General features: G+C 68.6%; 23 protein-coding genes. 13 read left to right on the top strand and 10 right to left on the bottom strand.

Annotated features, from left to right (window positions below; all coding sequences use genetic code 11):
• Positions 1 to 9 precede the first annotated feature (9 nt).
• From DZC73_RS19095 to DZC73_RS19045, 11 genes are all read left to right on the top strand, one after another.
• Positions 10 to 978, top strand: coding sequence for a Bug family tripartite tricarboxylate transporter substrate binding protein (locus tag DZC73_RS19095; RefSeq protein WP_124541958.1), 969 nt, complete (start codon positions 10 to 12; stop codon positions 976 to 978).
• Between the two features lie 12 nt (positions 979 to 990).
• Positions 991 to 2286, top strand: a complete 1296-nt coding sequence (hmgA, locus tag DZC73_RS19090; protein ID WP_124541957.1) for a homogentisate 1,2-dioxygenase — start codon at positions 991 to 993, stop codon at positions 2284 to 2286.
• Positions 2283 to 3596, top strand: coding sequence for a fumarylacetoacetase (gene fahA, locus DZC73_RS19085; protein WP_124541956.1), 1314 nt, complete (start codon positions 2283 to 2285; stop codon positions 3594 to 3596). Before hmgA ends, fahA begins: the two co-directional genes overlap by 4 nt.
• A 153-nt stretch (positions 3597 to 3749) precedes the next feature.
• Complete coding sequence (locus DZC73_RS19080; protein ID WP_124541955.1) at positions 3750 to 4487, top strand: GntR family transcriptional regulator; 738 nt, start codon at positions 3750 to 3752, stop codon at positions 4485 to 4487.
• 32 nt (positions 4488 to 4519) lie between these two features.
• Complete coding sequence (locus DZC73_RS19075) at positions 4520 to 6256, top strand: fumarate reductase/succinate dehydrogenase flavoprotein subunit (RefSeq protein WP_124541954.1); 1737 nt, start codon at positions 4520 to 4522, stop codon at positions 6254 to 6256.
• A gap of 11 nt (positions 6257 to 6267) precedes the next feature.
• Positions 6268 to 6510 (top strand): 4Fe-4S dicluster domain-containing protein, encoded by a 243-nt coding sequence (locus DZC73_RS19070; RefSeq protein WP_124541953.1) that lies wholly within the window; start codon positions 6268 to 6270, stop codon positions 6508 to 6510.
• A gap of 20 nt (positions 6511 to 6530) precedes the next feature.
• A complete protein-coding gene (locus DZC73_RS19065) occupies positions 6531 to 7934 on the top strand; it encodes an ABC transporter substrate-binding protein (protein WP_124541952.1) in 1404 nt (467 codons plus the stop codon).
• Positions 7934 to 8707, top strand: coding sequence for an ABC transporter permease (locus DZC73_RS19060; protein ID WP_124541951.1), 774 nt, complete (start codon positions 7934 to 7936; stop codon positions 8705 to 8707). Before DZC73_RS19065 ends, DZC73_RS19060 begins: the two co-directional genes overlap by 1 nt.
• Complete coding sequence (locus DZC73_RS19055) at positions 8704 to 9564, top strand: ABC transporter ATP-binding protein (protein WP_124541950.1); 861 nt, start codon at positions 8704 to 8706, stop codon at positions 9562 to 9564. The genes DZC73_RS19060 and DZC73_RS19055 overlap by 4 nt, the downstream gene beginning before the upstream one ends.
• A 4-nt stretch (positions 9565 to 9568) precedes the next feature.
• Positions 9569 to 10549, top strand: a complete 981-nt coding sequence (locus DZC73_RS19050; protein ID WP_124541949.1) for a HEAT repeat domain-containing protein — start codon at positions 9569 to 9571, stop codon at positions 10547 to 10549.
• Positions 10546 to 10818 (top strand): DUF971 domain-containing protein, encoded by a 273-nt coding sequence (locus tag DZC73_RS19045; RefSeq protein ID WP_124541948.1) that lies wholly within the window; start codon positions 10546 to 10548, stop codon positions 10816 to 10818. Before DZC73_RS19050 ends, DZC73_RS19045 begins: the two co-directional genes overlap by 4 nt.
• Here DZC73_RS19045 and DZC73_RS19040 read toward each other — a convergent pair.
• The gene (locus DZC73_RS19040) at positions 10799 to 11638 is read right to left on the bottom strand and encodes a LysR substrate-binding domain-containing protein (RefSeq protein WP_124541947.1); all 840 of its coding nucleotides are present in this window, start codon (positions 11636 to 11638) and stop codon (positions 10799 to 10801) included. The genes DZC73_RS19045 and DZC73_RS19040 overlap by 20 nt on opposite strands.
• Positions 11639 to 11737: 99 nt before the next feature.
• Between DZC73_RS19040 and DZC73_RS19035 the strand changes: the two genes are divergently transcribed.
• The gene (locus DZC73_RS19035) at positions 11738 to 12133 is read left to right on the top strand and encodes a tautomerase family protein (RefSeq protein WP_124541946.1); all 396 of its coding nucleotides are present in this window, start codon (positions 11738 to 11740) and stop codon (positions 12131 to 12133) included.
• Positions 12134 to 12164: 31 nt separating this feature from the next.
• Here the strand turns inward: DZC73_RS19035 and DZC73_RS19030 are convergent, their stop codons facing one another.
• From DZC73_RS19030 to DZC73_RS19010, 5 genes are all read right to left on the bottom strand, one after another.
• A complete protein-coding gene (locus DZC73_RS19030) occupies positions 12165 to 12755 on the bottom strand; it encodes an ATP-dependent Clp protease proteolytic subunit (RefSeq protein WP_124541945.1) in 591 nt (196 codons plus the stop codon).
• A gap of 69 nt (positions 12756 to 12824) precedes the next feature.
• Entirely contained in the window at positions 12825 to 14696 is a 1872-nt protein-coding gene (locus DZC73_RS19025) for a diguanylate cyclase domain-containing protein (RefSeq protein WP_161974649.1), read from the bottom strand.
• 138 nt (positions 14697 to 14834) lie between these two features.
• A complete protein-coding gene (locus tag DZC73_RS19020) occupies positions 14835 to 16130 on the bottom strand; it encodes a hypothetical protein (RefSeq protein WP_124541943.1) in 1296 nt (431 codons plus the stop codon).
• 18 nt (positions 16131 to 16148) lie between these two features.
• Positions 16149 to 17441, bottom strand: a complete 1293-nt coding sequence (locus tag DZC73_RS19015) for an AGE family epimerase/isomerase (RefSeq protein WP_124541942.1) — start codon at positions 17439 to 17441, stop codon at positions 16149 to 16151.
• Between the two features lie 87 nt (positions 17442 to 17528).
• Positions 17529 to 18014, bottom strand: a complete 486-nt coding sequence (locus DZC73_RS19010; protein WP_124541941.1) for an Lrp/AsnC family transcriptional regulator — start codon at positions 18012 to 18014, stop codon at positions 17529 to 17531.
• A 205-nt stretch (positions 18015 to 18219) separates the two neighbouring features.
• On the opposite strand from DZC73_RS19010, the gene amaB reads away from it, so the two are divergent.
• Positions 18220 to 19734 (top strand): L-piperidine-6-carboxylate dehydrogenase, encoded by a 1515-nt coding sequence (gene amaB / locus DZC73_RS19005; protein WP_124541940.1) that lies wholly within the window; start codon positions 18220 to 18222, stop codon positions 19732 to 19734.
• A 37-nt stretch (positions 19735 to 19771) separates the two neighbouring features.
• Here amaB and DZC73_RS19000 read toward each other — a convergent pair whose 3' ends face one another.
• From DZC73_RS19000 to DZC73_RS18985, 4 genes are read right to left on the bottom strand one after another with little or no spacing between them, the layout of a single operon-like run.
• Complete coding sequence (locus tag DZC73_RS19000) at positions 19772 to 21898, bottom strand: HlyD family efflux transporter periplasmic adaptor subunit (protein ID WP_235835197.1); 2127 nt, start codon at positions 21896 to 21898, stop codon at positions 19772 to 19774.
• Positions 21883 to 23217: an efflux RND transporter periplasmic adaptor subunit gene (locus tag DZC73_RS18995; RefSeq protein ID WP_124541939.1), complete on the bottom strand. Its 1335-nt coding sequence runs from the start codon at positions 23215 to 23217 to the stop codon at positions 21883 to 21885. Before DZC73_RS18995 ends, DZC73_RS19000 begins: the two co-directional genes overlap by 16 nt.
• A 33-nt stretch (positions 23218 to 23250) precedes the next feature.
• A complete protein-coding gene (locus DZC73_RS18990) occupies positions 23251 to 24015 on the bottom strand; it encodes an efflux RND transporter periplasmic adaptor subunit (RefSeq protein WP_124541938.1) in 765 nt (254 codons plus the stop codon).
• On the bottom strand, positions 24012 to 25523 hold the full coding sequence (locus DZC73_RS18985) for a TolC family protein (RefSeq protein ID WP_124541937.1): 1512 nt from the start codon (positions 25521 to 25523) through the stop codon (positions 24012 to 24014). Before DZC73_RS18985 ends, DZC73_RS18990 begins: the two co-directional genes overlap by 4 nt.
• Positions 25524 to 25548 lie beyond the last annotated feature (25 nt).

Raw genomic sequence — 25548 nt, 5'->3', positions numbered from 1 at the left:
GAGACCACCATGCCCTTGCCCCGATCCTTCTTGCGCCGCATCGCCACTGCGCTGCTCGCCCTGGCGCCGCTGGCGGCGCTCGCCGACGACAAGCACATCGAGTGGGTCGTGGGCTATGCGGCCGGCGGCGGCTCCGATGTCGTGGCGCGCACCGTCGCCGAAGCCATGTCCAGGACGCTCGGCCAGACCATCATCGTGAACAACAAGCCGGGCGCGGCCACCAACATCGCCGCCGACTACGTGGCCAAGTCCAAGGACTACGGCCACGTCATGCTCACGGCCGATTTCGCCACGCTGGCTGCCAACCCGTCGTTGTTCAGCAAGCTGACCTACAACCCGGAGAAGGACTTCGTCCCCATCGGCCTGCTCGCCCGCTTCCCGATGATCCTCGTCGTCGCGCCCAACGTGCCGGTGAAGAACTTCAAGGAATTCCAGGCCTGGGCCAAAGCCAACGAAGGCGGCACCATGTATGCCTCCGCCGGCGCGGGCAGCCCGCATCACCTGGCCACCGAACTCTTTCGCGAGCGCACCGGCCTCAAGCTCAACCACGTGCCCTACAAAGGCGCCGCCCCGGCCGTGCAGGACCTGCTCGGCGGGCAGATTCCCTTCGGCTTCATGGACAGCGCGAGCGTGCAGCAGCACATTGGCGCCGGCAGGCTCAAGGCCATTGGCGTGGCCAGCCTCGCGCGCCTGAAGACCATGCCCGAGATTCCCACGCTGGCCGAACAAGGACTCACCGGCTTCGAGGCCTACGCCTGGCAAGGCCTGGTCGTGCCCACCGGCACGCCGCCCGACGTCATCGCCCGGCTGGGCAAGGCCTTGCAAGCTGCGCTCGATTCGACGCCGGTGAAAGCCCGCTTCCAGACCCTGGCTCTCGAGGCGCTGCCCGGAACGCCGCAGCAGATGGCAAGCTACGCGAAGTCGGAACGCGAACGCTGGGGCAAGCTGATCCACGACAACAACATCAAGCTCGACTGAAGGACTCTGCCAATGACTGAATCCACGCTGCGCTACCAGAGCGGCTTCGGCAACGAACACGCCACCGAGGCCGTGCCCGGCGCGCTGCCCCACGGGCGCAACAGCCCGCAGCGCGCGCCCTTCGAGCTGTATGCCGAGCTCATCTCGGGCACGGCCTTCACGGCGCCTCGCGCCGAGAACCGCCGCACCTGGATGTACCGGCGGCAGCCGTCGGTGGTGACAGGTGCCTACCAGCCCTATGACCAGAAGGCGTGGCTCACCGGTGCGCCGCGCGATGCGGTGATGCCGCCCGAGCCGCTGCGCTGGGCGCCGTTCGACATCGCAGCCGGCGCAGGTGACTTCATCGACGGCATGCACACCGTCGCGGCCAATGGCGACGCCGAGGCGCAAAGCGGCATCGCAGCACACGTGTACCTGTGCCGGCAGTCGATGCAGCAACGTGCCTTCGTCAACGCCGACGGCGAGATGCTCATCGTGCCGCAGCAAGGCCGCCTCGCCCTCACCACCGAGATGGGCCGGCTCGACGTGAAGCCCGGCGAGATCGTCCTCATCCCGCGCGGCGTGCTGTTCAAGGTCGCGCTGCCCGACGGCGCCTCGCGCGGCTACGTCTGCGAGAACTACGGTGCGCAGTTCCGGCTGCCCGAGCTGGGGCCGATCGGCTCCAACGGCCTGGCCAATCCGCGCGACTTCCTCGCCCCGGTGGCCGCGTTCGAGGACACGCCCGGCGAGGTCGAGATCGTCAAGAAGTTCGGCGGCCGCTTCTGGCGCAGCACGATGAAGCACTCGCCCTTCAACGTCGTGGCCTGGCACGGCAACCTCACGCCGCTGAAGTACGACACGGCCAACTTCATGACCATCGGGTCCATCAGCTTCGACCATCCGGACCCGTCCATCTTCACCGTGCTCACCTCGCCGTCGGACACCCCGGGCACGGCCAACTGCGACTTCGTGATTTTCCCGCCGCGCTGGATGGTGGCCGAGGACACCTTCCGCCCGCCCTGGTACCACCGCAACCTGATGAGCGAGTTCATGGGCCTGGTCTACGGCGAGTACGACGCCAAGCCGCAGGGTTTCCGGCCCGGCGGCGCGTCGCTGCACAACTGCATGGTGCCGCACGGGCCGGATGAAGAAGCCTTCGAGAAGGCCAGCACCACCCAGCTCACACCGCACAAGCTCGACAACACGCTGGCCTTCATGTTCGAAAGCCGCCTGCGTTTCATTCCCACCCGCTTCGCGATGGAAGGCGGCGCGCTGGATGCCGCCTACGCCACCTGCTGGGCCGGCCTCAAGGACAAGTTCAAGCCATGAGCCAACAAGACCACACCCTGGACCCGTCCCTGGCGAGCTGGGTCGCATCCGCCAACGATGCGTCGACGGACTTCCCGATCCAGAACCTGCCCTACGGACGCATCCGCCGCAAGGGCAGCGGCGAGCCCTGGCGCATCGGCGTGGCCATTGGCGACCAGGTGCTGGACCTGCGGCTGGCGCTGGATGCGATGCCCTGGAGCGACACCCTGCGGCCCGCGGCCCGCGAACTGGCCAGCGGCGACCTGAACGCCTTCATGGCAAGGCCCATGGCCGACCGCGTGGCAATGCGCGCCGCCCTGTCGCATGCCCTGCGTGCCGGCAGCGGGCACCAGCGCGCGCTGGCCGGCTGCATGGTGCTGCAGTCGGACATCGAACACGACGTGCCCTGCCGCATCGGCGACTACACCGACTTCTACACCGGCATCCACCACGCCACGACGGTGGGCAAGCTGTTCAGGCCGGACAGCCCGCTGATGCCCAACTACAAATGGGTGCCCATCGGCTACCACGGGCGTGCATCGTCCATCGGCGTGAGCGGGCAACAGTTCCGGCGCCCGAAGGGGCAAACCAAGGCGGCGGATGCGGCCGAGCCGAGCTTCGGTCCATCGAAGCGGCTGGACTACGAGCTTGAACTCGCGGTGTTCGTCGGCCGGCCCAACGAACTGGGCGAACCGGTGGACATGGCCCGCGCCGAAGACCACGTGTTCGGCCTGGCCCTTTTCAACGACTGGAGCGCACGCGACATCCAGGCCTGGGAATATCAGCCGCTGGGCCCGTTCCTGGCCAAGAACTTCGCGAGCACGGTGTCGCCGTGGATCGTCACGATGGAAGCGCTCGCGCCCTTCCGCCGTCCGTTCGAGCGCCCTGCAGGTGATCCACAGCCGCTGCCCTACCTCGACTCGCCGGCCAACCGCAGCACGGGCGCCATCGACGTCACGCTGGAAGTGCTGCTGCACACGCAGGCCATGCGCGATGCCGGCCTGCCGCCGCACCGACTGAGCCAATCCAGCTTCCTCGATGCGTACTGGACCGTGGCGCAGCTCATCGCGCACCACACCGTCAACGGGTGCAACCTGCAGGCTGGCGACCTGCTGGGCACGGGCACGCTCTCCGGCCCCACGGCTGCGGGCGCCGGCTCGCTGCTGGAGCTGACCCAAGGCGGCAAGGTGCCCATCACCTTGCCGAACGGGCAGACGCGCACCTTCCTGGAAGACGGCGACACCATCATCCTGCGCGGCTGGTGCGAGCGCGCGGGCGCACGGCGCATTGGCTTCGGAGAATGCGCGGGGACGGTGCTGGCACCTCGATAGCCAGGCCATATGCGGGCCGCCTGCAGCGCGGCCCGCATATGCGATGCACGCTCTTGCATCGCCGGATTTCTTCGTTCGCCCTCGCGCTGACGACTCCTACAGTCGCGACCCATCGGCACCTGACATGACAGGTGCGTTCCGGTCCCGACTGACATGCACGACACCGCGCACGCCGCCCCACCGCTGACCCTGCACAGCCGCATCCGCGAGGAACTGCGCGAGCGCATCCTGCGCGGTGCCCTGCAGCCCAACGACCGCATGCCGTCGGAGAGCGAGCTGATGGCGCACTACGGCGTCAGCCGCATCACCGTGCGCCAGGCCCTGGGCGACCTGCAGAGCGCCCGCATGATCTTCAAGGTGCCCGGCAAGGGGTCGTTCGTCGCGGCGCCCAAGCCTTTCCAGGACCTGAGCCGACTGCAGGGCTTCGCCGAGGCGATGAACGCCAGCGGGCACGAAACCTTCAACCGCCTGCTGTCGCTGCAGACCGTGCCGGCGGATGCCTCCGTCGCCGAGCGGCTGCAGATCGCCGAGGGCACGGGCGTCACCGCCATCCAGCGCGTGCGCCATCTTGACCGGCAGCCGGTCTCGGTGGATTTCACCTGGCTGCCCCTGCACCTGGGTGAACGTCTGAAGCGCGATGAACTCGCCACGCGCGACATCTTCCTGATGCTGGAAGAAGACCTCGCCACGCCGCTCGGCCACGCGGACATCGCCATCGACGCCGTCCCGGCGCCGGCGCAGATCGCCGGCCACCTCCATGTCGCGCCGGGCACGCCGGTGCTTCACATCGAGCGGCTCACCCACGACCGCGACGGCAAGCCCGTGGACCACGAGCACCTGTACTGCCGCACGGACACCTTCCAGTACCGCCTGCGCCTGCAACGGCGCTGACGCAACTCGACGCAACTCGACGCAACAAGACGATGAACACGATCGAACATGAAGTGGACGTGCTGGTGATCGGCGGCGGCACCGCCGGACCGATGGCCGCCGTCAAGGCCAAGCAGGCCAACCCGGCCCTGCGCGTGCTGCTGCTGGAGAAGGCCAACGTCAAGCGCAGCGGTGCCATCTCCATGGGCATGGACGGGTTGAACAACGCCGTCATCCCCGGCCACGCCACGCCCGAGCAGTACGTGCGCGAGATCACCATCGCCAACGACGGCATCGTCAACCAGAAGACGGTGATGGCCTATGCGCGCAACAGCTTCGCCATGATCGAGGAGCTGGACCGCTGGGGCGTGAAGTTCGAGCGCGACGAGACCGGCGACTACGCGGTGAAGAAGGTGCATCACATGGGCAGCTACGTGCTGCCCATGCCGGAAGGGCACGACATCAAGAAGGTGCTGTACCGCCAGCTCAAGCGCACGCGGGTGGAGATCACCAACCGGCTGGTGGCCACGCGCCTGCTGACCGCAGACGATGGCCGCATTGCGGGTGCGATGGCCTTCGACTGCCGCACGGCGGACTTCCACGTGATCCGCGCGAAGTCCGTCGTGCTGAGCTGCGGCGCGGCGGGCCGGCTCGGCCTGCCGGCTTCGGGCTACCTCTTCGGCACCTACGAGAACCCCACCAACGCAGGCGACGGCTACTCGATGGCCTACCACGCCGGCGCCGAACTCTCGGGCATCGAGTGCTTCCAGATCAACCCGCTCATCAAGGACTACAACGGCCCCGCCTGCGCCTACGTCACCGGCCCCTTCGGCGGCTTCACTACCAACGCCGAGGGCCAGCGCTTCATCGAGTGCGACTACTGGAGCGGCCAGATGATGTGGGAGTTCTTCCAGGAGCTGCAAGGCGGCAAGGGACCGGTGTTCCTCAAGCTCGACCACCTCGCGGAAGAAACCATCTCGACCATCGAGACCATCCTGCACACCAACGAACGGCCCAGCCGGGGCCGCTTCCACGCCGGCCGCGGCACCGACTACCGCCAGCGCATGGTGGAGATGCACATCTCCGAGATCGGACTGTGCAGCGGGCACTCCGCCTCCGGCGTGTGGGTGGACGAACACGCCCGCACCACGGTGCCGGGCTTGCACTCGGCGGGCGACATGGCCTGCGTGCCGCACAACTACATGCTGGGCGCCTTCGTGTACGGCAGGCTCGCCGGCGAGAGCAGCGCGCAGTTCTGCGCCGAGCATGGCTTCGCCGCAGTCGATGCCAGGCAGGTCGAGGACGAACGCCGCCGCGTGTGGGCGCCACTGCAGCGCGAGCACGGCCTGCCGCCCAACCAGGTCGAATACAAGCTGCGCCGCATGGTCAACGACTACCTGCAGCCGCCCAAGGTCACGCGCAAGATGCAGATCGGCCTGGAGCGCTTCGAGCAGATCCGCGAGGACCTCGATCAACTCAAGGCCCGCGAGCCGCACGAGCTGATGCGCGCGCTGGAGGTTCACGCCATCCGCGACTGCGCCGAGATGGCGGCACGCGCTTCGCTGTACCGCACCGAAAGCCGCTGGGGCCTGTACCACGCCCGCGTGGACCACCCCGAGCGCGACGACGCGAACTGGCTGTGCCACGCGCAGCTGAAGAAGGACGAGCAAGGGCGCATGACGAGCTTCAAGCGCGCCATCGAACCCTACATCGTGCCCATCGCCGCCAAGGAACAGGACGCCTACCGGCAGCTGCGCATCGCGGTGCCGGCCGAGGCCGTCCCCGCCTGAAAGGAACCGACATGCAGACCGCGCCCATCGCGCTCCACCCCGCGACCGTGCCCGTCACGGTCGATGCCGAGAAATGCATCGCCCACAAGGGCTGCACCGTCTGCGTGGACGTGTGCCCGCTGGACGTGCTGGCCATCGACCTCAGCCGCGGCACCGCCTACATGAAGTTCGACGAATGCTGGTACTGCATGCCCTGCGAGAAGGACTGCCCCACCGGCGCCGTGCACGTCGACATCCCTTATCTGCTTCGCTGAGACACGTCCGAGGAGAACCCATGAACATCATCAAGCCGCTGGGCGCCGTTGCGCTGGCGTTCACCCTGGCCGGCGCCCATGGCGCCGAGACCATCCGCGTGGCCATCGGCACGCAGGACACGACCATCAACTGCGCCACCGGCGGCCTGCTCATCCGCGAGCTGAAGCTGCTGGAGAAATACCTGCCCCACGACGGCCGGTACAAGGACGTGACCTACGACATCCAGTGGAAGAACTTCACCTCGGGCGCACCGCTGACCAACGAGATGGTGGCCGACAAGCTGGACATCGGTTCCATGGCCGACTTCCCCGGCTCCAACAACGGCGCGGCCTTCCTCAAGGCGGGCAAGCGCAGCCTGTTCATCACCGTGCTGTCGGGCAGCACGCTGGGCAGCGGCAACGGCATCGTGGTGCCGCGCGAGTCCAAGGTGACGGCGCTGTCGGAACTCAAGGGCCACACCATCTCCGTGCCCTTCGCCTCCACCGCGCACGGCATGCTGCTGCGCGCCGTCGCCGCACAGGGCTGGGACCCGCAGAAGGACGTGAACATCATCACCCAGGCGCCCGAGGTGGCCGGACCCGCGCTGCAGGCCAACAAGGTCGAGGCGCATGCGGACTTCGTGCCTTTCGTGGAGCTGTTCGAGCACCGCGGCGTCGCGCGCAAGATCTTCGACGGCGCCCAGGCCGGCGCGCCCACCTACCACGGCTCACTGGTGAGCGCGGAGTACGCGAAGAAGTATCCGGAAGTGGTGGTGGCCTTCCTGCGCGCGGCCATCGAGGCCGACCGCCTCATCGCCGCCGAGCCCGAGAAGTACAGCGAGCTGATCGAGAAGGTCACCGGCATCGAGGCCGCGGTGGACTACCTCTACCACGGGCCGCTGGGGCTGCAGACGCGCGACCTCACCTGGAAGCCGGAGTACCGCCAGGCGCTGAAGACCTCCATCGAGACGCTCAAGCTGATGGGACGCGAGTCGCCGCTGAACGCCGACACCTTCATCGACGACCAGTACATCCGCACGGCCTTCAAGCAGTCGGGCCTGAACTACGAGGCACGCCTGGCCAACCGCGACAAGCTGCCGCTGAAGGCCAATGACGCCGTCACCGGCAAGCCCATCACCGACTTCCAGCGCGTGGCCGGCATCTGGGTGCAGGGCGAGCCCAAGGTGCGCCACTACGCCAGCATCGAGAACGCGCTGGCGGACCTGCAGAAGATCGAGTCGTCGGGCAAGAAGCCGCGGGCCATCTACGTGCACGACCTGATCCACCGCATCAAGCTGCTGGCGCCGACGAGCTGGTATGCCGTGGACGCGAAGGGACAGCTCAGCGCTTTCCTGCAGAAGGATGCCGCCACGGCCTATGCCGCGGCCAACAAGGGCCGCGTGCTGGACTTCGCCGGTGCGCTCGCGGCGGCCAAGGCGCCGTGATGCAGCGCTGGGCCATGCAGGCCGCATCCATCGTCGTCTGCCTGCTGCTGTGGCAGCTCGCGTCCAGCCGCCACCTGCACCTGGGCTTCATCACCTTCGCCAACGTGCCCTCGCCAGCCGAGGCGCTGGATGCGGGCTGGCAGCTGCTGCATTCGCCCAAGCTGTGGCCGCACCTGTCCAGCAGCCTGCTGCGCGTGGGCCTGGGCTTCGGTGCAGCGGTGCTGCTGGGCGTGGGGCTGGGCCTCCTGATCGGCCGGCTGCGCTGGGCGCGCGACACGCTGCTGCCGCCGCTGGAAGTGCTGCGGCCGATTCCGGCGGTGGCGTGGATCCCGCTGGCCATCCTGATGTTTCCTTCGTCGGAAGGCAGCATGGTGTTCATCACCTTCGTGGGCGCGTTGTTCCCCATCCTGCTCAACACCATCCATGGCGTGGAGGCCGTGGATGCGCGCCTCATCGCTTCCGCACGCAGCCTGGGCACGCGGCGCTGGCGGCTCTTCACCGAGGTGATCGCACCCGGCGCGGCGCCCAGCATCGTGACGGGCCTGTCCATCGGCATGGGCACCTGCTGGTTCTGCCTCGTCACCGCGGAGATGATCGCCGGCCAATACGGCATCGGCTACTACACCTGGGAGTCCTACACCGTGCAGAACTATCCGAACATTGTCGTGGGCATGCTGGTGATCGGCGTGCTGGGCATGGGCAGCAGCGTGCTCATCCAGCGCATCGGTCAGCGGCTCATGCCCTGGTACCGGCCGCAGGGAGGCTCGCGATGAGTTCCACATCTTTCGTGCATGGCGGGCGCGTCGAGGCCAGCCACGTCAGCATCGAGCTGGGCGAAGGCGCCCAGCGCTTCGAAGTGCTGCACGACGTGTCGCTGCATGCACGTCCGGGCGAGTTCATCTGCCTGCTGGGGCCCTCGGGCTGCGGCAAGTCGACCTTGCTCGGTGCGCTGGCAGGCCACCTGCGGCCAGCGCGCGGCGTGCTGGGGCTGGACGGCGAGCCCATTGACGGACCCGATCCGCAGCGCGGCCTGGTGTTCCAGCACCACACGCTGTTTCCGTGGAAGACCGTGCTCGACAACGTCGCCTACGGCCTGAAGATGAAAGGCGTGGACCGCGCCAAGCGCGAGCAGCAGGCGCGCAAGCTGCTGGCCCTGGTGGGGCTGGCCGGGTTCGAGCAGAGCTACCCGCGCGAACTCTCCGGCGGCATGCAGCAGCGCGTGGAAATCGCCCGCGTGCTCATCAACCATCCGCGCGTGCTGCTGATGGACGAGCCCTTCGGCGCGCTGGACGCACTCACCCGCGCCCACATGCAGGAGATGCTGCTGGATCTGTGGACGCGCCTGCGCACCACCATCATCTTCGTCACGCACGACATCGACGAGGCGCTGTTCCTCGCGGACCGCGTGCTCATCCTCAGCCCGCGTCCGGGGCGCATTGTGGAAGAACTTCGCGTGGACTTCGAGCGGCCGCGCCACGCAGGCCAGCTCACCGACCCGGACTTCGTGGCGCTCAAGCGCCGCTGCCTGGCGCTGCTGCGCCACGACGCGCAGCGCGACCAGCCCGCGCTGGAACGCCTGACCCCGCTGGGCCCGGCCCAGCCTGCACCCCAATGGCGCTTCGCCCTGTGACCCCATGAGCTTCGACACCGAGATTGATGGATTGAAGGAACGGCTGTGCAGCCCCGATGCCGGGGTGCGCCGCGTGGCGCTGCTGGCCTTTGCCGACCATGAGGAGGAAGACTTGCTGCCGGCCATCGCGGCCGTGCTGCGTGCAGACCCTGAACCGGCGCTTCGCGCCGATGCCGCCAGGGCCCTGGCGGGCTGGGACGACGAAGCCGTCGTCCAGGCGCTGGCGCACGCGCTGCTGGATGAGCCGCTGGTGCGCGAGGCCGCCGCGCTGGCCCTCACCGAACTCAAGGATCCGCTCGTCGCCTGCGCGCTGGTACCGCTGGCGTCGCACGACGATGCCTTCGTGCGCTGCGCAGCCCTGCGCGCCTTGCGCGAGCTGCGCGTGCCGGCAGCCGCCGAGCCGGCCCTGGCGTCGCTGCGGCATCCGCAGGCGTCCGTGCGGCGCGAAGCCGTGGGCGTGCTCGGATGGCTCAAGCATGCCGGCGCACTGGCCCCGCTGGCTGGCGTCGCGACGCAGGACGCCGACGCCGAAGTGCGCCGCGCCGCGACGGGCGCCCTCGGTGCAGCCTCGGTGGCCGATGCCGCATCGGTGATTCCGGCCCTCTGCACCGCCCTGGCCGACCCTCAATGGCCGGTGCGCGAGGAAGCCGCGACCACGCTGGGCAAACTCCAATCCGCCGACCCGGCCCTGCGTGCTGCATTGCGCGACGCCATGGCCGACGAGTTCTGGCAGGTGCGGCTGCGTGCTGCACGTTCGCTCGGGCGGCATCGTGATGCGCTCGCCTTGCCGGAGCTCATCGCCGCGCTCGTGCACCCGGCCGGCAACCTGCGGAAAGAGGCCGCCATCGCGCTGGGCGACATCGGCGACCCCGGCGCCCGGCCAGCGCTGGAAGCCGCCCGCGCCGACCCCGACCCGGAAGTCCGCAAGGCCGTCGGCCTGGCACTGCAGCGGCTGCAGCCGGCCGGCAGCGAGGCGCGGGCATGAGCGCACCGCTGGCCATCGAGGCATCGCCCGACCGCCTCGACATCCGGTGGCCGGATGGGACGACGGCGCTGAGCGCCACGGCCTTGCGGTCCGCGTGCCGTTGCGGCCGATGCCGTGGCGCCGACGCCCTCACGATGGCGGACGATCTGTCGCTCGTGGACGTGGCACCTGCCGGAACCTACGGCCTGCAGCTCATCTTCAGCGACGGCCACGACCGCGGCATCTACCCGTGGCCGATGCTGCGCGAGCTCAGCGCATCCAGGCCTTGAGCCGGCCCGGCAGCGCGGCAAGCTCCCCCTTGGCCAGCGCGTAGAACGCCAGCCGCCCCGGCGACTTCCAGCGGCGCGGGTCGGCTTCGCTGAGGATCTCCAGGTCCGGCGGAATGGCCGACAGGTTGAGGCAGCCCACGCCCCAGCCCGCCCGGATGGCAGTGATGACCGCTTGGCTGCCGCTGCAGGCCATGCGGATGCTGTGCGCCACGCCGCGGTGCCTGAGCGATGCCAGCGCCATGTCGCGCACCGGGCAGGAATCGGCCAGCAGCACCAGCGGCAAGGGCTGGCCGCTCGGGAAGTGCGCATGCGGCGCAGCGATCCACGCCAGCGGCTCTCGCCGCACGAGCTGTGCATTCTTCGGCGGCTCGTTGGCGGTGATGACCGCCATGTCCAGCTGCCCGGCCGACCACTGCCGCTGCAGCTCGCCCGAGCGGGCCCAGGTGACCTCCAGCCGGGCACCCTGCGAGCATTCCTCCAGCAGGCTCAGCAACGACTTCAACCTCGCCGGCACGAAGTATTCGCTCAAACCGATGCGCCACACCTGCTGCTCGCGCGCCGGCCGCAGGGCTTCCAGCGCCTCGCGCTGCAGCTCCAGCAACTTGCGCGCATACGGCAGGAAGCGTTCACCCTCGGCAGTGAGCTGCAGCCGCCGCGTGGTGCGCTCCACCAGCCGCGCCGACACGGTGGACTCCAGCTGCCGCAACTGCACGCTCAGCGCCGACGGCGTGCGGTTCACCTGCTCGGCCGCGCGGGCCAGCGCGCCGCTCTCGGCAATGGACACGAAGCTCTGCAGCCAGGACGGATCGATGTGATTCATGCAATCTCTTCACGAATCAGCGAACAAAGATTCGCTTCTCTCACGATTGTCGCAGGCCTAGCATGACCCCGTCATCCACTTCTTTCACAGGAACCCGTCATGCCTTACATCCACATCCAGATCTCCGGCACCGCTGACGACACGCTGGCGCAACACGTGGCCAGGACGGCCTCGGACATCACCGCCCGCGTGCTGAAGAAGGACCCGGCGCTGACCGCCGTGGTCATCGATTTCGTGCCGGCCTCGCAGTGGTTCGTTGCCAGGCAGCGCCTGGCCGACGGCGGCAAGCGCTCCTACCACTGGACGGTGAGCATCACCGACGAAACCAACACCAAGGGAGAAAAGGCGGCCTACCTCGCCGCCGTGCACCAGGCCATGGACGAACTGCTGCACGGCGTGGTGGAGCATTCCTACATCTACGTGGTGGACGCCCGCGCCGCGGCCTACGGCTTCGGCGGGCGTTCGCAGGAATGGCGCTACCAGCAGGAGGCCTGAGGCGCGTTGCACGCCCCTGCCGCCGCGGGCTTCACTTCTTGTGCAGGTCCGACTGGCGCTCGATCACGCGGCCCACGAGGCCGTACTCGATCGCCTCTTCCGCCGACATCCAGCGGTCGCGCTCGATGTCGGACTGCACTTCATCCAGCGGCTTGCCCGTCTCGCGCGCGATCACGCGGGCAATGCGCTCGCGCGCCTTGACGATCTCGCGCGCCTGGATGGCGATGTCGGTGGCCTGGCCGCCGGCGCCGCCGCTGGGCTGGTGGATGAGGAAGCGGGTGTGCGGCAGGCACACGCGGCGCTCGCGCGGCACGGCCAGGTAGATGTGCGTGGCCGCGCTACCCACCCAGCCAGTGCCGATGATGTTCACCGGCGCCTCGATGAAGCGGATCACGTCATGGATCGCATCACCGGATTCCAGGTGGCCGCCGGGCGATGACAGCAGCAGGTCGATCGGCTCCTTGGAGTCCGCCGACAGCGCGATGAGCTGGCGCACGGTGTCCTGCGCGGTGGTGTCGGTGATGGTCCCGAACACGAGCACGGTGCGGGACTTGAAGGTCTTCTCTTCGAGGAAGTTCGGGCGGGGCGCCTGGGCGGGCGCGTTTTCGGGGGTGGCGTGCATGGCATGCGCATCTGGAGTGATCGAGGTGCGAATGATGCCTGCTCCGCGGTGGCCGCGGTCAAGGTGCGGTCATCGGGGTGACACGGCGGCCGGCTGCGGCCTGGGTGCAACTGCTGCCGGCACGCAGGCGGGCCCCGTGCCGAAGCTGCATCCGCAACCCTCGGCCCAGCGGCGGTCATCGTCCGAAGCCAGTCCGGTCACGGCCACCGAGAAGCCACACTGCGCACCCAGCGCCGCGAGCGCGCGCACGTAGCCCGTGCCCAGCGCCTCGTTGCGTCGCACCGAGGCTTCGATGCGCAGCATGTCGATGGGAGCGGCGACGAAGCGCTGCAGGCTGACGTCCGCCTCGGACACGCCCGTGTAGCCCACCCGCACGCCGTGCGAACGCAAGCGCAGCAGGGTCTCGGCACCGACCTGCCCGTCCGCCAGCAGGCGGGCCGGGAACCACAGCAGCAGGCGCTGCGGAGGCAGGCCATGCTCGGCCAGCGTTTCGCGCACCTGCGCCGCCATCTCCGACGTCGCCCCGGACAGTTCGACCGCCACGCATCCGCCCTCCACCTGGCGGGCCGCGTGGCGGCAGGCGCTGGACAGCAGCCAGCGATCGAGCGCCGTCGCCAGCGCCGGATCGTCGCAGGCCCCCACCACCGCCTGCGCGTTCTGCGGCAGGCCGTCATGCACCCACACCGCGGAGGCCTGGTCGCCCCAGCGGCGTCCGCCCGGCAGTTCCACGAGCGGCTGGGCGGTGAGGCTCAGCCGGTCCTGGTCCAGCGAGGCACGCAGGCCTTCCTCCAGCGCCAGTTGGCGTTCGAGCTGGGTCTGCCGTGCGGCATCGACGAAGCGGCAGCCATTCTTGCCGCCCCGCTTGATGTCGTACATCGCGTCGTCGGCGGCCTTCAGCAGGCTCGCCGCATCGGCGCCGTCGCCGGGAAAGAGCGCGATGCCCACGCTCGCGCCGATCTGATGCGACTGCTCGCCCACCGGGATGGGCTCGGCCGCGGCGCGCACGAGCTTGCGGCCCACCTTGAAGACCTGGGCGGCGGAGTCGAAGGATTCGATGACCGCGACGAACTCGTCGCCGCCGACGCGGGCCACCACGTCGCTGCCGCGCAAGGCGGCGCGCAGGCGGCGTGCGACGGTGCGCAGGACTTCATCGCCAGCGTCATGGCCGGCGGTGTCGTTGACCTGCTTGAAGCCGTCCAGGTCCACGAACACCACAGCCACCTGGCCACCATCGCGGGAGGCGCGGGCAATCGCCTGGGCCAGGCCCTGGTGCAGTGCGCCGCGCGTGGGCAGGCCGGTGAGTTCGTCGGCCGAGCCGGCCTTCATTCGTTCGCCCTGGGCACGCAACTCCTCCTGCGTCTGCAGCAAGAGCTTCATGTTTGCGGCCAGTTCCTCGCGAGCGCCGGCCACGCGGCGGCGCGCGACGCGCCAGACGAATGCCAGCACCACCAGACCGACCGCGCCAGCGCCGCCCACCCACCACCACACCTGGTGGCGGCGCTGCTCGGCCTGCACGCCCAGCGTGAAGGCATGGCCGATCTCGGGCGGCGTGGTGAAGATGGTGTCCGAGTCGTCGAGCATCCAGATCTCGGAGCCGTGCCGCGTGAGGTCCACCGCCATGTCACGCAGTGTGCTCTTGTAGTCGCCGCGGTGCAGGATGAAGTTGAAGTCCTTCACGTGCGGCTCCACGCCCACGTCGAAGTAGATGCCAAAGGCGTCGACACCTGCCGGCTCCAGCGGCCGATCCCAGCTCACGCTGTGCGGCAGGACCAACCCGGCGCCCCACACGTGCAGGCCCCAGCCGGCGTAGTCGTTGTTCTCGCGGTGGAAGTGAATGCGGATGGTCGAGCCGTCGGCGGCGTGCGCTGGCGTGAAGGCCAGGAGCCAGGCGAGGCACAACAGCACAGTGGCGAGGAACCGGCGGTGAGGAAAACTTGGCACAGCGGGGGTCATCCGGCGGATATCGGCTGCCGGGGTGTGGGGCTGAAGGCGCGGGAACCCGCTGCGGCGAGCGGTATTGCACACAGGCCGTGCGCTCAAACCCTCATGTCCAGCGCAGAGGGAAATCCTGCATTCGAGTCATTCACGAAGCCCAGGCAGCGGGATCATCAATATCGAACGTTCTGTGTACCAGTTCAGGGCCTGCGACCGGTCGTACTTCCACTTCGGCCCGCGATACACCGCAGCGGTCATCACGCCACCGTTCAGGGCGAACTCTTGAAGATGGTCTCCATCCTCCAGGTTCCCCGAAGGCAGGGCGTTTGCATGCCAGCTTCTGGCGAGCCGCAAGTCACTGAGACGATGTTCGACCCGGATGCTTGTCAGGGCTTTTCCGTCGTTGTTGATCCTGTAGATCAGAAGCCATGAATCACGCAGTTGGAACGCACCCACGATTCCATAGAGGGATACTTCGAAAGGGCCGTCGGGAGGGGTGCCACACAGGGCAAGCCTGGGCAAATCCTTGATCGTGCAGCCTTTGCTGGTCAGAAGTTTCGTTGTCTCCTCCACCAACGCGTTGTGGACTGTCGCGGACTCGAGATATCGACCGCCGACAGGTTCTGAGTACTCCGCCAGCACATACGCATCTGGAAGGACTCTCGCCGGTATCGTGCGTGGAACGCCGCCACTGTGCAGAACTTCCGGACGATTGAGCGCACGTTCCAGAAACGCCTCGAGATCACCCAAGCAGAAACCGCTTCGCGTTTGCATGTCGGTCGTGCGCGCAAGGATCTTTCCATCAGCGAGTGAACGCGCAACAAGGTCATAGCGGGTGCGATACCACTCGAAGCCTTCAAAAGACCCGGGGACCCGATCTCGGCCGTACCGAATATCGACAAGGATGGCGCCAGACACATCCTGAGGCAGTTCAGTCACGACCTCCACCCCTTTTGCTCCACCAGTCTTTGATGGCAGCAGTTCGTATTGCTGTCGCTCCGAGACTAACTCTGCGCCCGTCAATCGAATCAAGACTCGCTCGTTGCCCACGGCCACTTGTTCGATGGACCGAGACGTTCTCATGCAGCCTTCCGCGAAGGCTCGATCAATCCTTTTGGAGGCGGCAGCACGCTCTGTTGCACGTTCTGTCGCAGCGAAGCGCGTCTTGGCAAAAAAGATGCCGATGCTGACAAGGATGACGCCGAGGGAGACCAGCGCTGCCTTGATGCCAAGGAGAACTCGAATCCCCAACACCACAAGAGCGATGACTACGGCAAACGCGACCAGTACCAGCTGAACAAGTCCGCTGGCGATACCGCCGTAAGAGCCTTGACCTTGCGCATGAGCAGTGCATGCCCAGCAAGTGAGAAGAAGCACCAGGTAGGTCCGAACGCCGAAGCAGTTCATCGCGGTGCAAATCACCCCAGGTTCAACGCTCATCCTGTGGTGCATCGACACCTACCGCACCGGCATCCTGAACGCCTGCGTCACCCGCCGCCCCTCGGCCGCAATCGCCGACCACACCTCATAGCAAGCGCCCATGGTGTGATAGTCCAGTTCCTCGGCCACGCCCTTGCGGTCGCCCACTCGCTGGTTCTGTTCGTCCAACACGCGGTGCCAAGCGCCATGCGCATGGTCCACAAAGTGGTCCCAGCTGTAGGACCACAGTCGGTCATACCAGCCCCAGAAGCTGCCCTCGCCCGTACGCAGTGCCAGCAAAGCAGCGGCTGCGATGGCCTCGGCCTGGGCCCAGAAGTACTTCACCGAGCTGGCCACCTTCAGCCGTCCCGGCACGGTCTCGTCGGCCACGAGCACGTGAGCCAAGCCGCCATTGACCGTGTCCCACGCGGACTCGGTCCCGGCCGTGAACAACTCGCGCGCGCGCTCCAGCAGCCACGGCTCGGGGCGCAGGCGCTCCAGCATCATCAACAGCTTGGCCCACTCGCAGTGGTGCCCGGGCTCGTAGCCGCCCGGCTGGTGCGGGCTGGCGGGATCACCGCGGTTGAAGTTCCAGTCCGGCGTCCACAGGCCGGTGGCCGGGTCGACCTGGTAGTGCTCCCAGATCAATCCGTTGGCGAATTTCGCCAGGCCGCGGGTGACCGAATCAGCCACCGTCACCGCCCGGTCCAGGTAGCGCGCCTCGCCTGTCGTCTCGTACGCGGCAATCAGCGCCTCGCACACGTGCAGGTTGGCTTCCTGCGACCGGTAGGGCGAGAGCTTGCCGGTCGCGTCGTCGAACACGTCCGCATAGAGCTGCTGCGCGGGCTCCCAGAAATCGCGCTCCAGCTTGTCGAAGACCACCGCAATCTCCGGCCCCGCCTCGCGGATGCCCGAGCGCGCCGAGTGCGACAGCGCCAGCAGCACGAAGCCCAGGCCATAGGAGCGGTGGGACCGGTCCACCACCTTCTTCACGCCCTGGTCCCAGTCGATCTCCCAGGCGTAGCGGCCGGTGACCGGGTCACGGTGCACGTCCAGCAGGAAGCGCAGGCCGTGACGCGCGATGTCCAGCCACTGCGCGTCGCCGTACAGGCGTGCGGCCATCGCATAGTTGACGACCAGGCGGGCGCTGCCCACCAGGTGGCGGTTGGTCTTGTTGAAGACCGTGCCGTCGTCCAGGAAGTTCTGGAAGTAGCCGCCGGTCGGATCCAGGCAGCGGCCGTCGTAGAACTTCAGGACGTCGAGGATGTGCAGGCGCAGGAAACTGCGCGAGCGAAAGTCTGGCGGGGTGGTCGGCGAGCGGCGGCGGCCCATGGTGGTTCAGGCGATGCGATCAGCCCCCATTAGACCGCAGCGCGGGACCGGGCATGAAAACGGTTCCGGAAAGTATCCCCCACGGCCTCACGCACTGCGGTCCACGCGCAAAGCCAGCACCACCGACGTGGTCGTGCGCAGCACCCCTTCCAGTTCGCCGATCTCATCGAGCAGCGCGTCCAGCCGCATGGTGGTGGGCGCGCGCAGCAAGGCCATGTAGTCGAACTCGCCGCTGACGGAGGCGAGCTGCCGCAGCTCGGGCAGCCGGGTCAGCCGCTTGATGACCTCGCGCTGCAACTTGGGGTTGATGGAGATGCCCACGTAGGCCTGCACGCCCTGGTCGCTGGCCTCGGTGCCCAGGCGCACGGTGTAGCCCACGATGACGCTGCTGGCTTCCAGCCGCGCCAGGCGCGCCAGCACCGTGGTGCGCGCCACGCCCAGCTTGCGGCCCAGGTTGGCCACGCTCTCGCGGGCATTGGCCTGCAGCAAGGCGATGAGCTCGCGGTCCAGCGAGTCCTTGGGTGCGGCTTGCGGAAGTTCCTCGCGCGGACGCAGGGGTTTGCGTGTGGCCATGGCCATCCTCCAACCCGGGAATTCTACGTTTCGTCGAATGGATCCGACAAATCGTCGAAAACATGGCTGATCTCGACGAACTTGCGCTACCGATCGTCAGCGACTTCTTCCTAGAATGGCCCGATCTTTTCCCGAGGCACGCCGGGCCGCCGACACGATCGGCCGCACGAGGCCGCTGCCGACACCTTGCGCAATGGAGCACCCCATGACACACGCGTCCCAACTCTTGTCGGCCCTGAACGTGCCGGCCTCGCAAACCACCGGCGGTTCACTCCAGGTCCGCTCGCCGATCGATGGCGCCCAGATCGGCGCGGTGCACGAAGCCACGAAGCAGGAGGTCGACGCGGCCATCGCGCGGGCGCATGAAGCCTTCCTGGCCTGGCGCAACGTGCCGGCACCCAAGCGCGGCGAACTGGTGCGCCTGTTCGGCATGCACCTGCGCCAGAACAAGGCGGAGCTGGCGCGCCTGGTCTCCATCGAGGCCGGCAAGATCACCAGCGAGGGCGAAGGCGAGGTGCAGGAGATGATCGACATCTGCGACTTCGCGGTGGGCCTGTCGCGCCAGCTCTACGGCCTCACCATCGCCAGCGAGCGCCCCGGCCACCGCATGATGGAGCAGTGGCACCCGATCGGGGTGGTGGGCATCATTTCCGCTTTCAACTTCCCGGTCGCGGTGTGGGCGTGGAATGCGGCGCTGGCGCTGGTGTGCGGCAACTCGGTGGTGTGGAAGCCCTCGGAGAAGACGCCGCTGACCGCGCTGGCCACGCAGGCGCTGTTCGAGCGCGCGCTGGCCGAGTTCTCGCAGCAGCAAGGCATGGCAGCCCCGGCGCTGTCGCATGTGGTGAACGGCAAGGCGCCGGTGGGCGAGGCGCTGGTGGACCATCCGTCCGTGGCGCTCGTGTCCGCCACCGGCTCGACCCGCATGGGCCGCGCGGTGGGCCCGCGCGTGGCACAGCGCTTCGGGCGCTGCCTGCTGGAGCTGGGCGGCAACAACGCCATCATCGTCGCGCCGACGGCCGACCTGGACCTGGCCACCCGCGGCATTCTCTTCGGCGCCTACGGCACGGCCGGCCAGCGCTGCACCACCACGCGCCGCGTCATCGCGCATGCGAGCATCCATGACGAGCTGGTCAGCCGCCTGGAGCGGGCACGCAAGCAACTGCGCATCGGCAACCCGCTGGAGAACGGCACGCTGGTCGGACCGTTGATCGACAAGGGCGCGTTCGATGCGATGCAGAAGGCCCTGCGCGGCGCACGCGAGCAAGGCGGCAAGGTGACCGGCGGCGACCGCGCGCTGGAAGCGCAGATGCCGCAGGCCTGGTACGCCGAGCCGGCGCTGGCACAGATGCCGGCGCAGTCCGGCGTGGTCCTGGAAGAGACCTTCGCGCCCATCCTCTACGTGCTGAAGTACGAAAAGCTGGACGACGCGATCGCGCTGCAGAACGCCGTGCCGCAAGGCCTGTCGTCGGCCATCTTCACGAACGACGTGCGCGAAGCGGAGGCGTTCATGGCTGCGTCGGGGTCGGATTGCGGCATTGCCAACGTGAACATCGGCACGTCTGGGGCGGAGATCGGTGGGGCGTTCGGCGGTGAGAAAGAGACTGGCGGCGGCCGTGAGTCTGGGTCGGATGCGTGGAAGGCCTACATGCGTCGCACGACGAACACGGTGAACTATTCGAGCGCGCTCCCGCTTGCTCAAGGCGTCAAGTTCGACGTCTGATTCGTTGGGTGGGTCAAGCGAAGCGGACCCACCCAGCCTATAGGCCGGCCTCGCGATGCCACGTGGCCGCTGCTCGCTGCCAGGCCCGGCCCAGCAGCGAGCGCCTCTCCCCTTCCAGGTGCGCCGTGCCCGGCCATTCGGTCCTCAGCGCCACCGCCTGCCCGCACTGGTCCAGCCGCACGTGGAAGGTCGGCTGCAGCGGCAGCAGGCGCCCATCGTTCGCACGGCGAGCCGGGATCTCGCCGCCGAACGGACCCGCCAGCGCCGGCATGTCCAGGCTAACCAGCTGGACGGCATCGACACGCGCGACCTTGCACTGAACCGCCGCCTGCTCCGGTGCCGCGGGAACGAAGCGCGCCATCTGCCCTTCGGCGATCGACGGCAGCGATGCTTCGTCCACGAACACGTCGACCTTGCTGCCCTGTGAGCCGATCACCTGCAGCAGGCGCTCGCCCGCCGGAATCCATGCACCGACCGGCGCATCTTCGGTGACGTCGGCCACCTTGCCGTCAAACGGCGCCACGATCGTCAGGCGCTTCATCTCCTCACCCAGCCCGCTCACCTCGGCGGCCGCAGCCTCCCAGCGCTTGCGCAATGCCGTGCCGGCCTCCATCAGGCGTTCATCGAAGGGCTGCTGGTTGAGCTGCCATTGCAGTTGCTGCTCGCGCGCCTGCGCCTGCGCCAGGCGCGCCGCCAGCTCGGGCGAACGCAACGCCAGCAGCGGCTGGCCCGCACGCACCGCGTCGCCGGCGCGAGGCAATGCACCGGCAACCTGCGCGGCATAAGGCGCATACACGGCCTGGGTCTGCAGCGGCCCCAGCATGCCTGGTGCGCGCACGCTGGTCTGCCAGGGCCACACCAGCACGACCAGCAGTCCGCCTGCCAGCAAGACCGTGCGCCCAGACGCGCGATTCCAGCGCAGGTCCGCACGGCGTTGCCACCAGGCCTTGAACTCGCGCCACACGGGCCGCGCGATGAACCAGCCCAGCTCCACCGCCATCAGCACGAGGCCCAGCGCCTTGAAGAAGGCGTGGTAGACCAGCAAGGCAATGCCCAGGAACAGCACCAGCCGATAGACCCACGTGGCCGCCGCGAACGCGATGAGCCAGCGGCGGCGCGCGGGCTGCACCGGCTCCGGCGGCTCATCGCCCCAGCCGAACAGGCATTCGCGCAGCCACCAGCGCGCCATCGCGAAGGCACGCTCATGCAGGTTGGGCATGTTGACCGCATCCGACAGCAGGAAGTACCCGTCGAAGCGCATGAAGGGGCTGGCGTTGATCGCGAGCGTGAGCACCCAGGTGGTGGTGGCCAGCAGGAAGGCGCCGGAGCGCACCGGCCCCCAGCCCGGCGTGTCGGGCAGCAGGCTCCAGGCCACCAGTGCGATGGCCGCGAGCGCGAGTTCGCTGAGCATGCCGGCCGCGCCGATGGCCAGGCGCTGGCGGCGCGAGCGCAGCTTCCAGGCTTCGTTGGTGTCGGTGTAGAGCACGGGCCACATCACCAGGAAGGCCACGCCCATGGCGGGCACCCGGCAGCCGAAGCGCGTGGCGGTGAAGGCATGGCCCAGCTCGTGCAGCACCTTGGCGAAGCTCAGCGCGATGCCGATGGCCAGCAGGCCGTCCCAGCTCGCGTAGGAGGTGAAGGTGTGGGTGAACTCGTCCCACTGTCGCGCGGCGAGCACCAGGCCCAGCAGCGACAGCCCCACCACGCCGGCCCAGAACGCCGGCTGGTAGGCCCAGCGCACCCACGGGCTCATGCGTTGCAGCCAGTGCATGGGCCGCACCAGCGGCAGGCGGAAGAAGAGGTAGTTCTTCAGCAGCCACTGGCCGGCCGAGAGTTTCAGCGCCTGCGCATGCGCGGCCAGCCGCTGCGTGTCCTGCGGACCACGGGGCACGATGAGGTGGTTGCCGGCCAGCATCCGCGCGAGGCCGTCGACATCGGCCTCGCCGACGTGCAGCGTGGTGTCGCGGTTGACGGCATCGACCAGCGCTTCCACCGTGCCCAGCGCCCAGCGCGACAGCAGCTCGAAGGCCGGCCAGCTCAGCGAGAAGAAGCGGTTGCTCGCCGGGTCGTGCAGCATCCAGGTGGGTGAGCCATCGGGCGCATCGGGGCCCGGGTGCAGGGCGAGGTCCTGCCGCAGCTCGGGCAGCATCACCAGCCCAGCCATTGGCGCATCACCGCCAGCGGACGACGCAAGGCCACGTAGGCCAGCGGTGCCCACGCGCCATGCAGGCGCGCCGTGCCCTGCTGGCCGATGCGCGGCACGGGCTGGCCTGCGGTGAAGCTGGCTTTCACCCGGTACGCGACGAAGCCGTCGCGCGTGACTTCGGCGCGGTAGGCCACGCTGAGCACAGTGGCGTCGAAGGACTGCAGCGGCGAGCCTTGCGGGTACAGCGTGAGCGTGTCGCCGGGCGCGACCGGCAGCAAATCCGCCGCGGGCAGCCAGGCCACCAGCTCGACCTTCATCGGGTCGGCCACCTGCAGCACCCGTTCGCCCAGCGTCACTGCCTTGCCCACCCAGTCGCCACTGTCGGCGAACACGGCAATGCCCGCGCGGTCGGCCTTGACCTGCACGCGGTCGAGTTGCTCGGCGGTGTAGTCCATCTCCACCGCCTTCTCCTGCAGCTTGCCGCGGCGCAACGCAATCTCCGCGCGGCTCTTGTCGCTGGTCACGGCCGACTGCGCGGACTGGCGGTATTCCTCCTGCGCCGTGTCCACCGCCTTGCGCGCCAACTCCATGCGCGCCCGCAAGGCGGTGGTGTCCAGGCTGAACAGCGGCGTGCCGGGCTTCACCGGCTGGTTGGGACGCACGTCGAAGCGATCGATGACACCGTCCAGCGGCGAGCGCACGATGAACGGGTCCTGCGGCACCACCTCGGCCTGCGCCAGCACGGACAGGCGCACCGGACACACGCAGGCCAGCAGCGCCACGATGAGCAGGCGCCGGCGCGTCTTGCCGGCGCGCAAGGCACCAAGCAGCCGCTCGCGCCAGGTGCGCTGCGGCTGCAAGGCATGCAGCGCATGGCCGTAGGCATGCGACAGCTCCCTGAGCAGCGCGAGGTCGTGCGGCGCCCAGGCCTCGTCGCGGGCCAGCAGCAACGCGCCATCGGGCGCGTGAGCGTCGCGCCGCAGCGGCAACCACAGCGCATGCGCGGGCAGCCATTCGGCCCAGTCGGCACGCACGCCGTCCGGCAGCGCGGCCCCATCGACCTCGCCTGCTTCAGGCTGCGCGCCCGTCAAGTGGCGGCACAGGCTCGCCATCCACTGCACATACGGCGCATTCGGATCCGGCTGCGGCAGCCCCGAAACCGCGGCCACGCGCCCCAGCCCTGCCGTGCTCCACCACACGGCCTGCCGGTAGCGCGCGAGCTGCAGCGTCTCGTTGACCATCACGAAGCCCAGCGCCTCGGGCGTCGCGGCCTCGCGCGCGCGGCGCTGCAGCTGCAGCAGGCCCAGCAGCGGCGACGGCGCTTCGGGGTTGTTCATGGTGATGACCTGCGCGCCTTCACGCCTCTGCCTCTACTTGCGCTGGGCAAACACCGCCCACCCGCTCATGCCCGGCAGCAGGCCGGGCTGGCTGCCGTCCATCACGCCGTAGACCGGCACCGTCTGGCTCACCGGGTCGATCTGCGCGCCCAGCCGCTGCACCTTGGCCGGGTAGCTCTTGCCCAGCTCCTCCACGTCCACCGTGAAGACGCTGCCCGGCTTCAGCCAGGCCAGCCACTTGGACGGCACGATCATCTGCAATTCGAGCTGGCCCGTCTCGACGATGTCCAGCAGCGGATTGCCCGGCGCCACGTACTGGTGGGCCGCCGCATGCCGCTTGGCGACGCGGCCGGAGAACGGCGCGGCGATGCTGCAGCGGCTCACCAGCAGCTTCGAGCCGGCCGCTTCAGCCTGCGCCTCCTTCAGGCGTGCCTGTGCCTGCTCGACCTCGAACTTGCCGATGGAGTTGAGCTCGGCCATGCGCTGGTTCGACTGCACCACCGCCTGCGCCGCCTCGACGGTGGCCTCGGCCTTGCGCTGCTGGCTCTGCAGCAGCGCGCAATCGAAGCCCACCAGCTGCTGGCCGGCGCGGAAGGCATCGCCCTCGCGCAGCGGCATGCTCGCCACGCGCGCGGCGATCTCGGCCGACACGGTCACGGCATTGCGCGCACTGAGCTGCGTGCGGATGCGGCCATCCTTGTCGGCGGCCAGCGGGCTGGTCTGCGCGAAGGCGCTGTTCAGGGTGAGAAGCAGGGGGACGGAAAAGAAGAAGCAAGCGGGCCCGACGAATCGGGTCATGCACCACCTCCGGGGTTGACGGTCTTCGTCCAATTCTGCTCCGATGCGCGCACCGCATCGCCCAGGGTCTTCAGGTCATGGCCGGGCACCGACTCGGGCAAGGGGTCCAGGCCCAGGGTGGCGATGAGCTGGCCATAGGCGCCTTGCAGCGCACCATAGTTCTGGTACAGGCGCAGCTCGGACATCATCGCCGAGGCGGCCGCGCGGATCTCCTCGAGCTTGCCTTGCGCATTGGCGCTGGCGGCGTTGCGCGTCTGCGTGAGGATGCGCTGCTCCACCGTGTTGAGCTGCTCGGTCAGCTCGTACTGCCTGAGCCGCCCGAGGTATTCCTGGTTGGCCACGTGCACCTGCGTGAGCACGGCCATGCTCAGCGCCAGGCGCTGCTGCTGTGCCACTTCCAGCTGGGCCTGAGCAAGGCCGCGGATGGTGCCCGCGTTGAACACGTTGAACAGGTTCCAGCTCACGCGCAGGCCCGCATCGCTCCATTGGCTGTGGGCGAGGTAGCTGTTGCTGTCGTAGTGGCCGCCCAGGCTGAGCTCCACGCCGGGCAGCAGCCGCGCCAGCGCCTTGCGGGTCTCCAGCACGCCGATGCGTTCGTTGTACTGCGCCTCGACCAGCTCGGGCCGGCGCAGCAGCGCGGCCTCTTCCATGCGCTCGACCGGCAGGTTCACGGCGGGCGTGGGCAGCGAGCCCGCCGTCGCCACCGTGAAGGGCTGGCCGGGCTCCAGGTTCATGATGGACGCCAGCCGCGGCTTGGCCTGGGCCAGTTCATAGCGCACCGCTTCGAGCTGGCGCACGATGTCCAGCAACTGCCGCTGGTAGTTCAGCGCGTCCAGCGGCGAGCGCAGCTTCTCCACCTCGACCTTGCGCGAGTCGTCCAGCGCCTTGCGTGCCTGCTGCAGCACCGGCTCGATCTTGTTCTCCAGCTGCTGCGCGCCGGCGGCCTGCCAGTAGGCCTGGCGGGTCTGCTGCATCAACAGGTGCATCACCTTGCGGCGGCGTTCCTCGGCCACCAGCACGCGGTCGGCCTGCTGGCGGGCGTTGTAGTAGCTCACGCCGAAGTCCAGCACGTTCCAGCTCAGCGTGAGGTCGCCCGTGGTGCGCTCGCGGTCGGTGGAGGTGGAAGGCTCCAGCGACTGCAACCCGCTCAGGATGCTTCGCGACGACGAGGCCAGCTCGTTGTCGCGCCACGTGTACCCGGCGGCGGCAGTCAGGCGCGGCAGCAGGTCGGTGCGCGACAGATCCAGCTGGCGCTGCGCGATGGCCTCTTCCATCAGCTTGAGGCGATGGTCGAGGTTGTACTTGATGGCGCGGGCCATGGCCTGGTCCAGCGTGACGGGGCCTTGCACCGGCTCCTGCTGCTGCGTCATCGCGCTGCGGTCGGCCTGCACCGTGGCCTGTCGCTCCTCGGACGTCAGGCGTTGCGGCTGGATCGCGCAACCTGCGAGGCCGGCGACGATCAGCGCGGCGAGCAGCGTGCGGGGCGGGTGTGCAAGGGTCTGGGGCATGTTCTGGCTCTCCTGGCGTTGTTGG

Origin of the sequence: Rhizobacter terrae, from assembly GCF_003852895.1 — a bacterium.
Classification (GTDB): domain Bacteria; phylum Pseudomonadota; class Gammaproteobacteria; order Burkholderiales; family Burkholderiaceae_C; genus Albitalea; species Albitalea terrae.
This window is presented reverse-complemented; position numbering and strand designations above follow the sequence as displayed.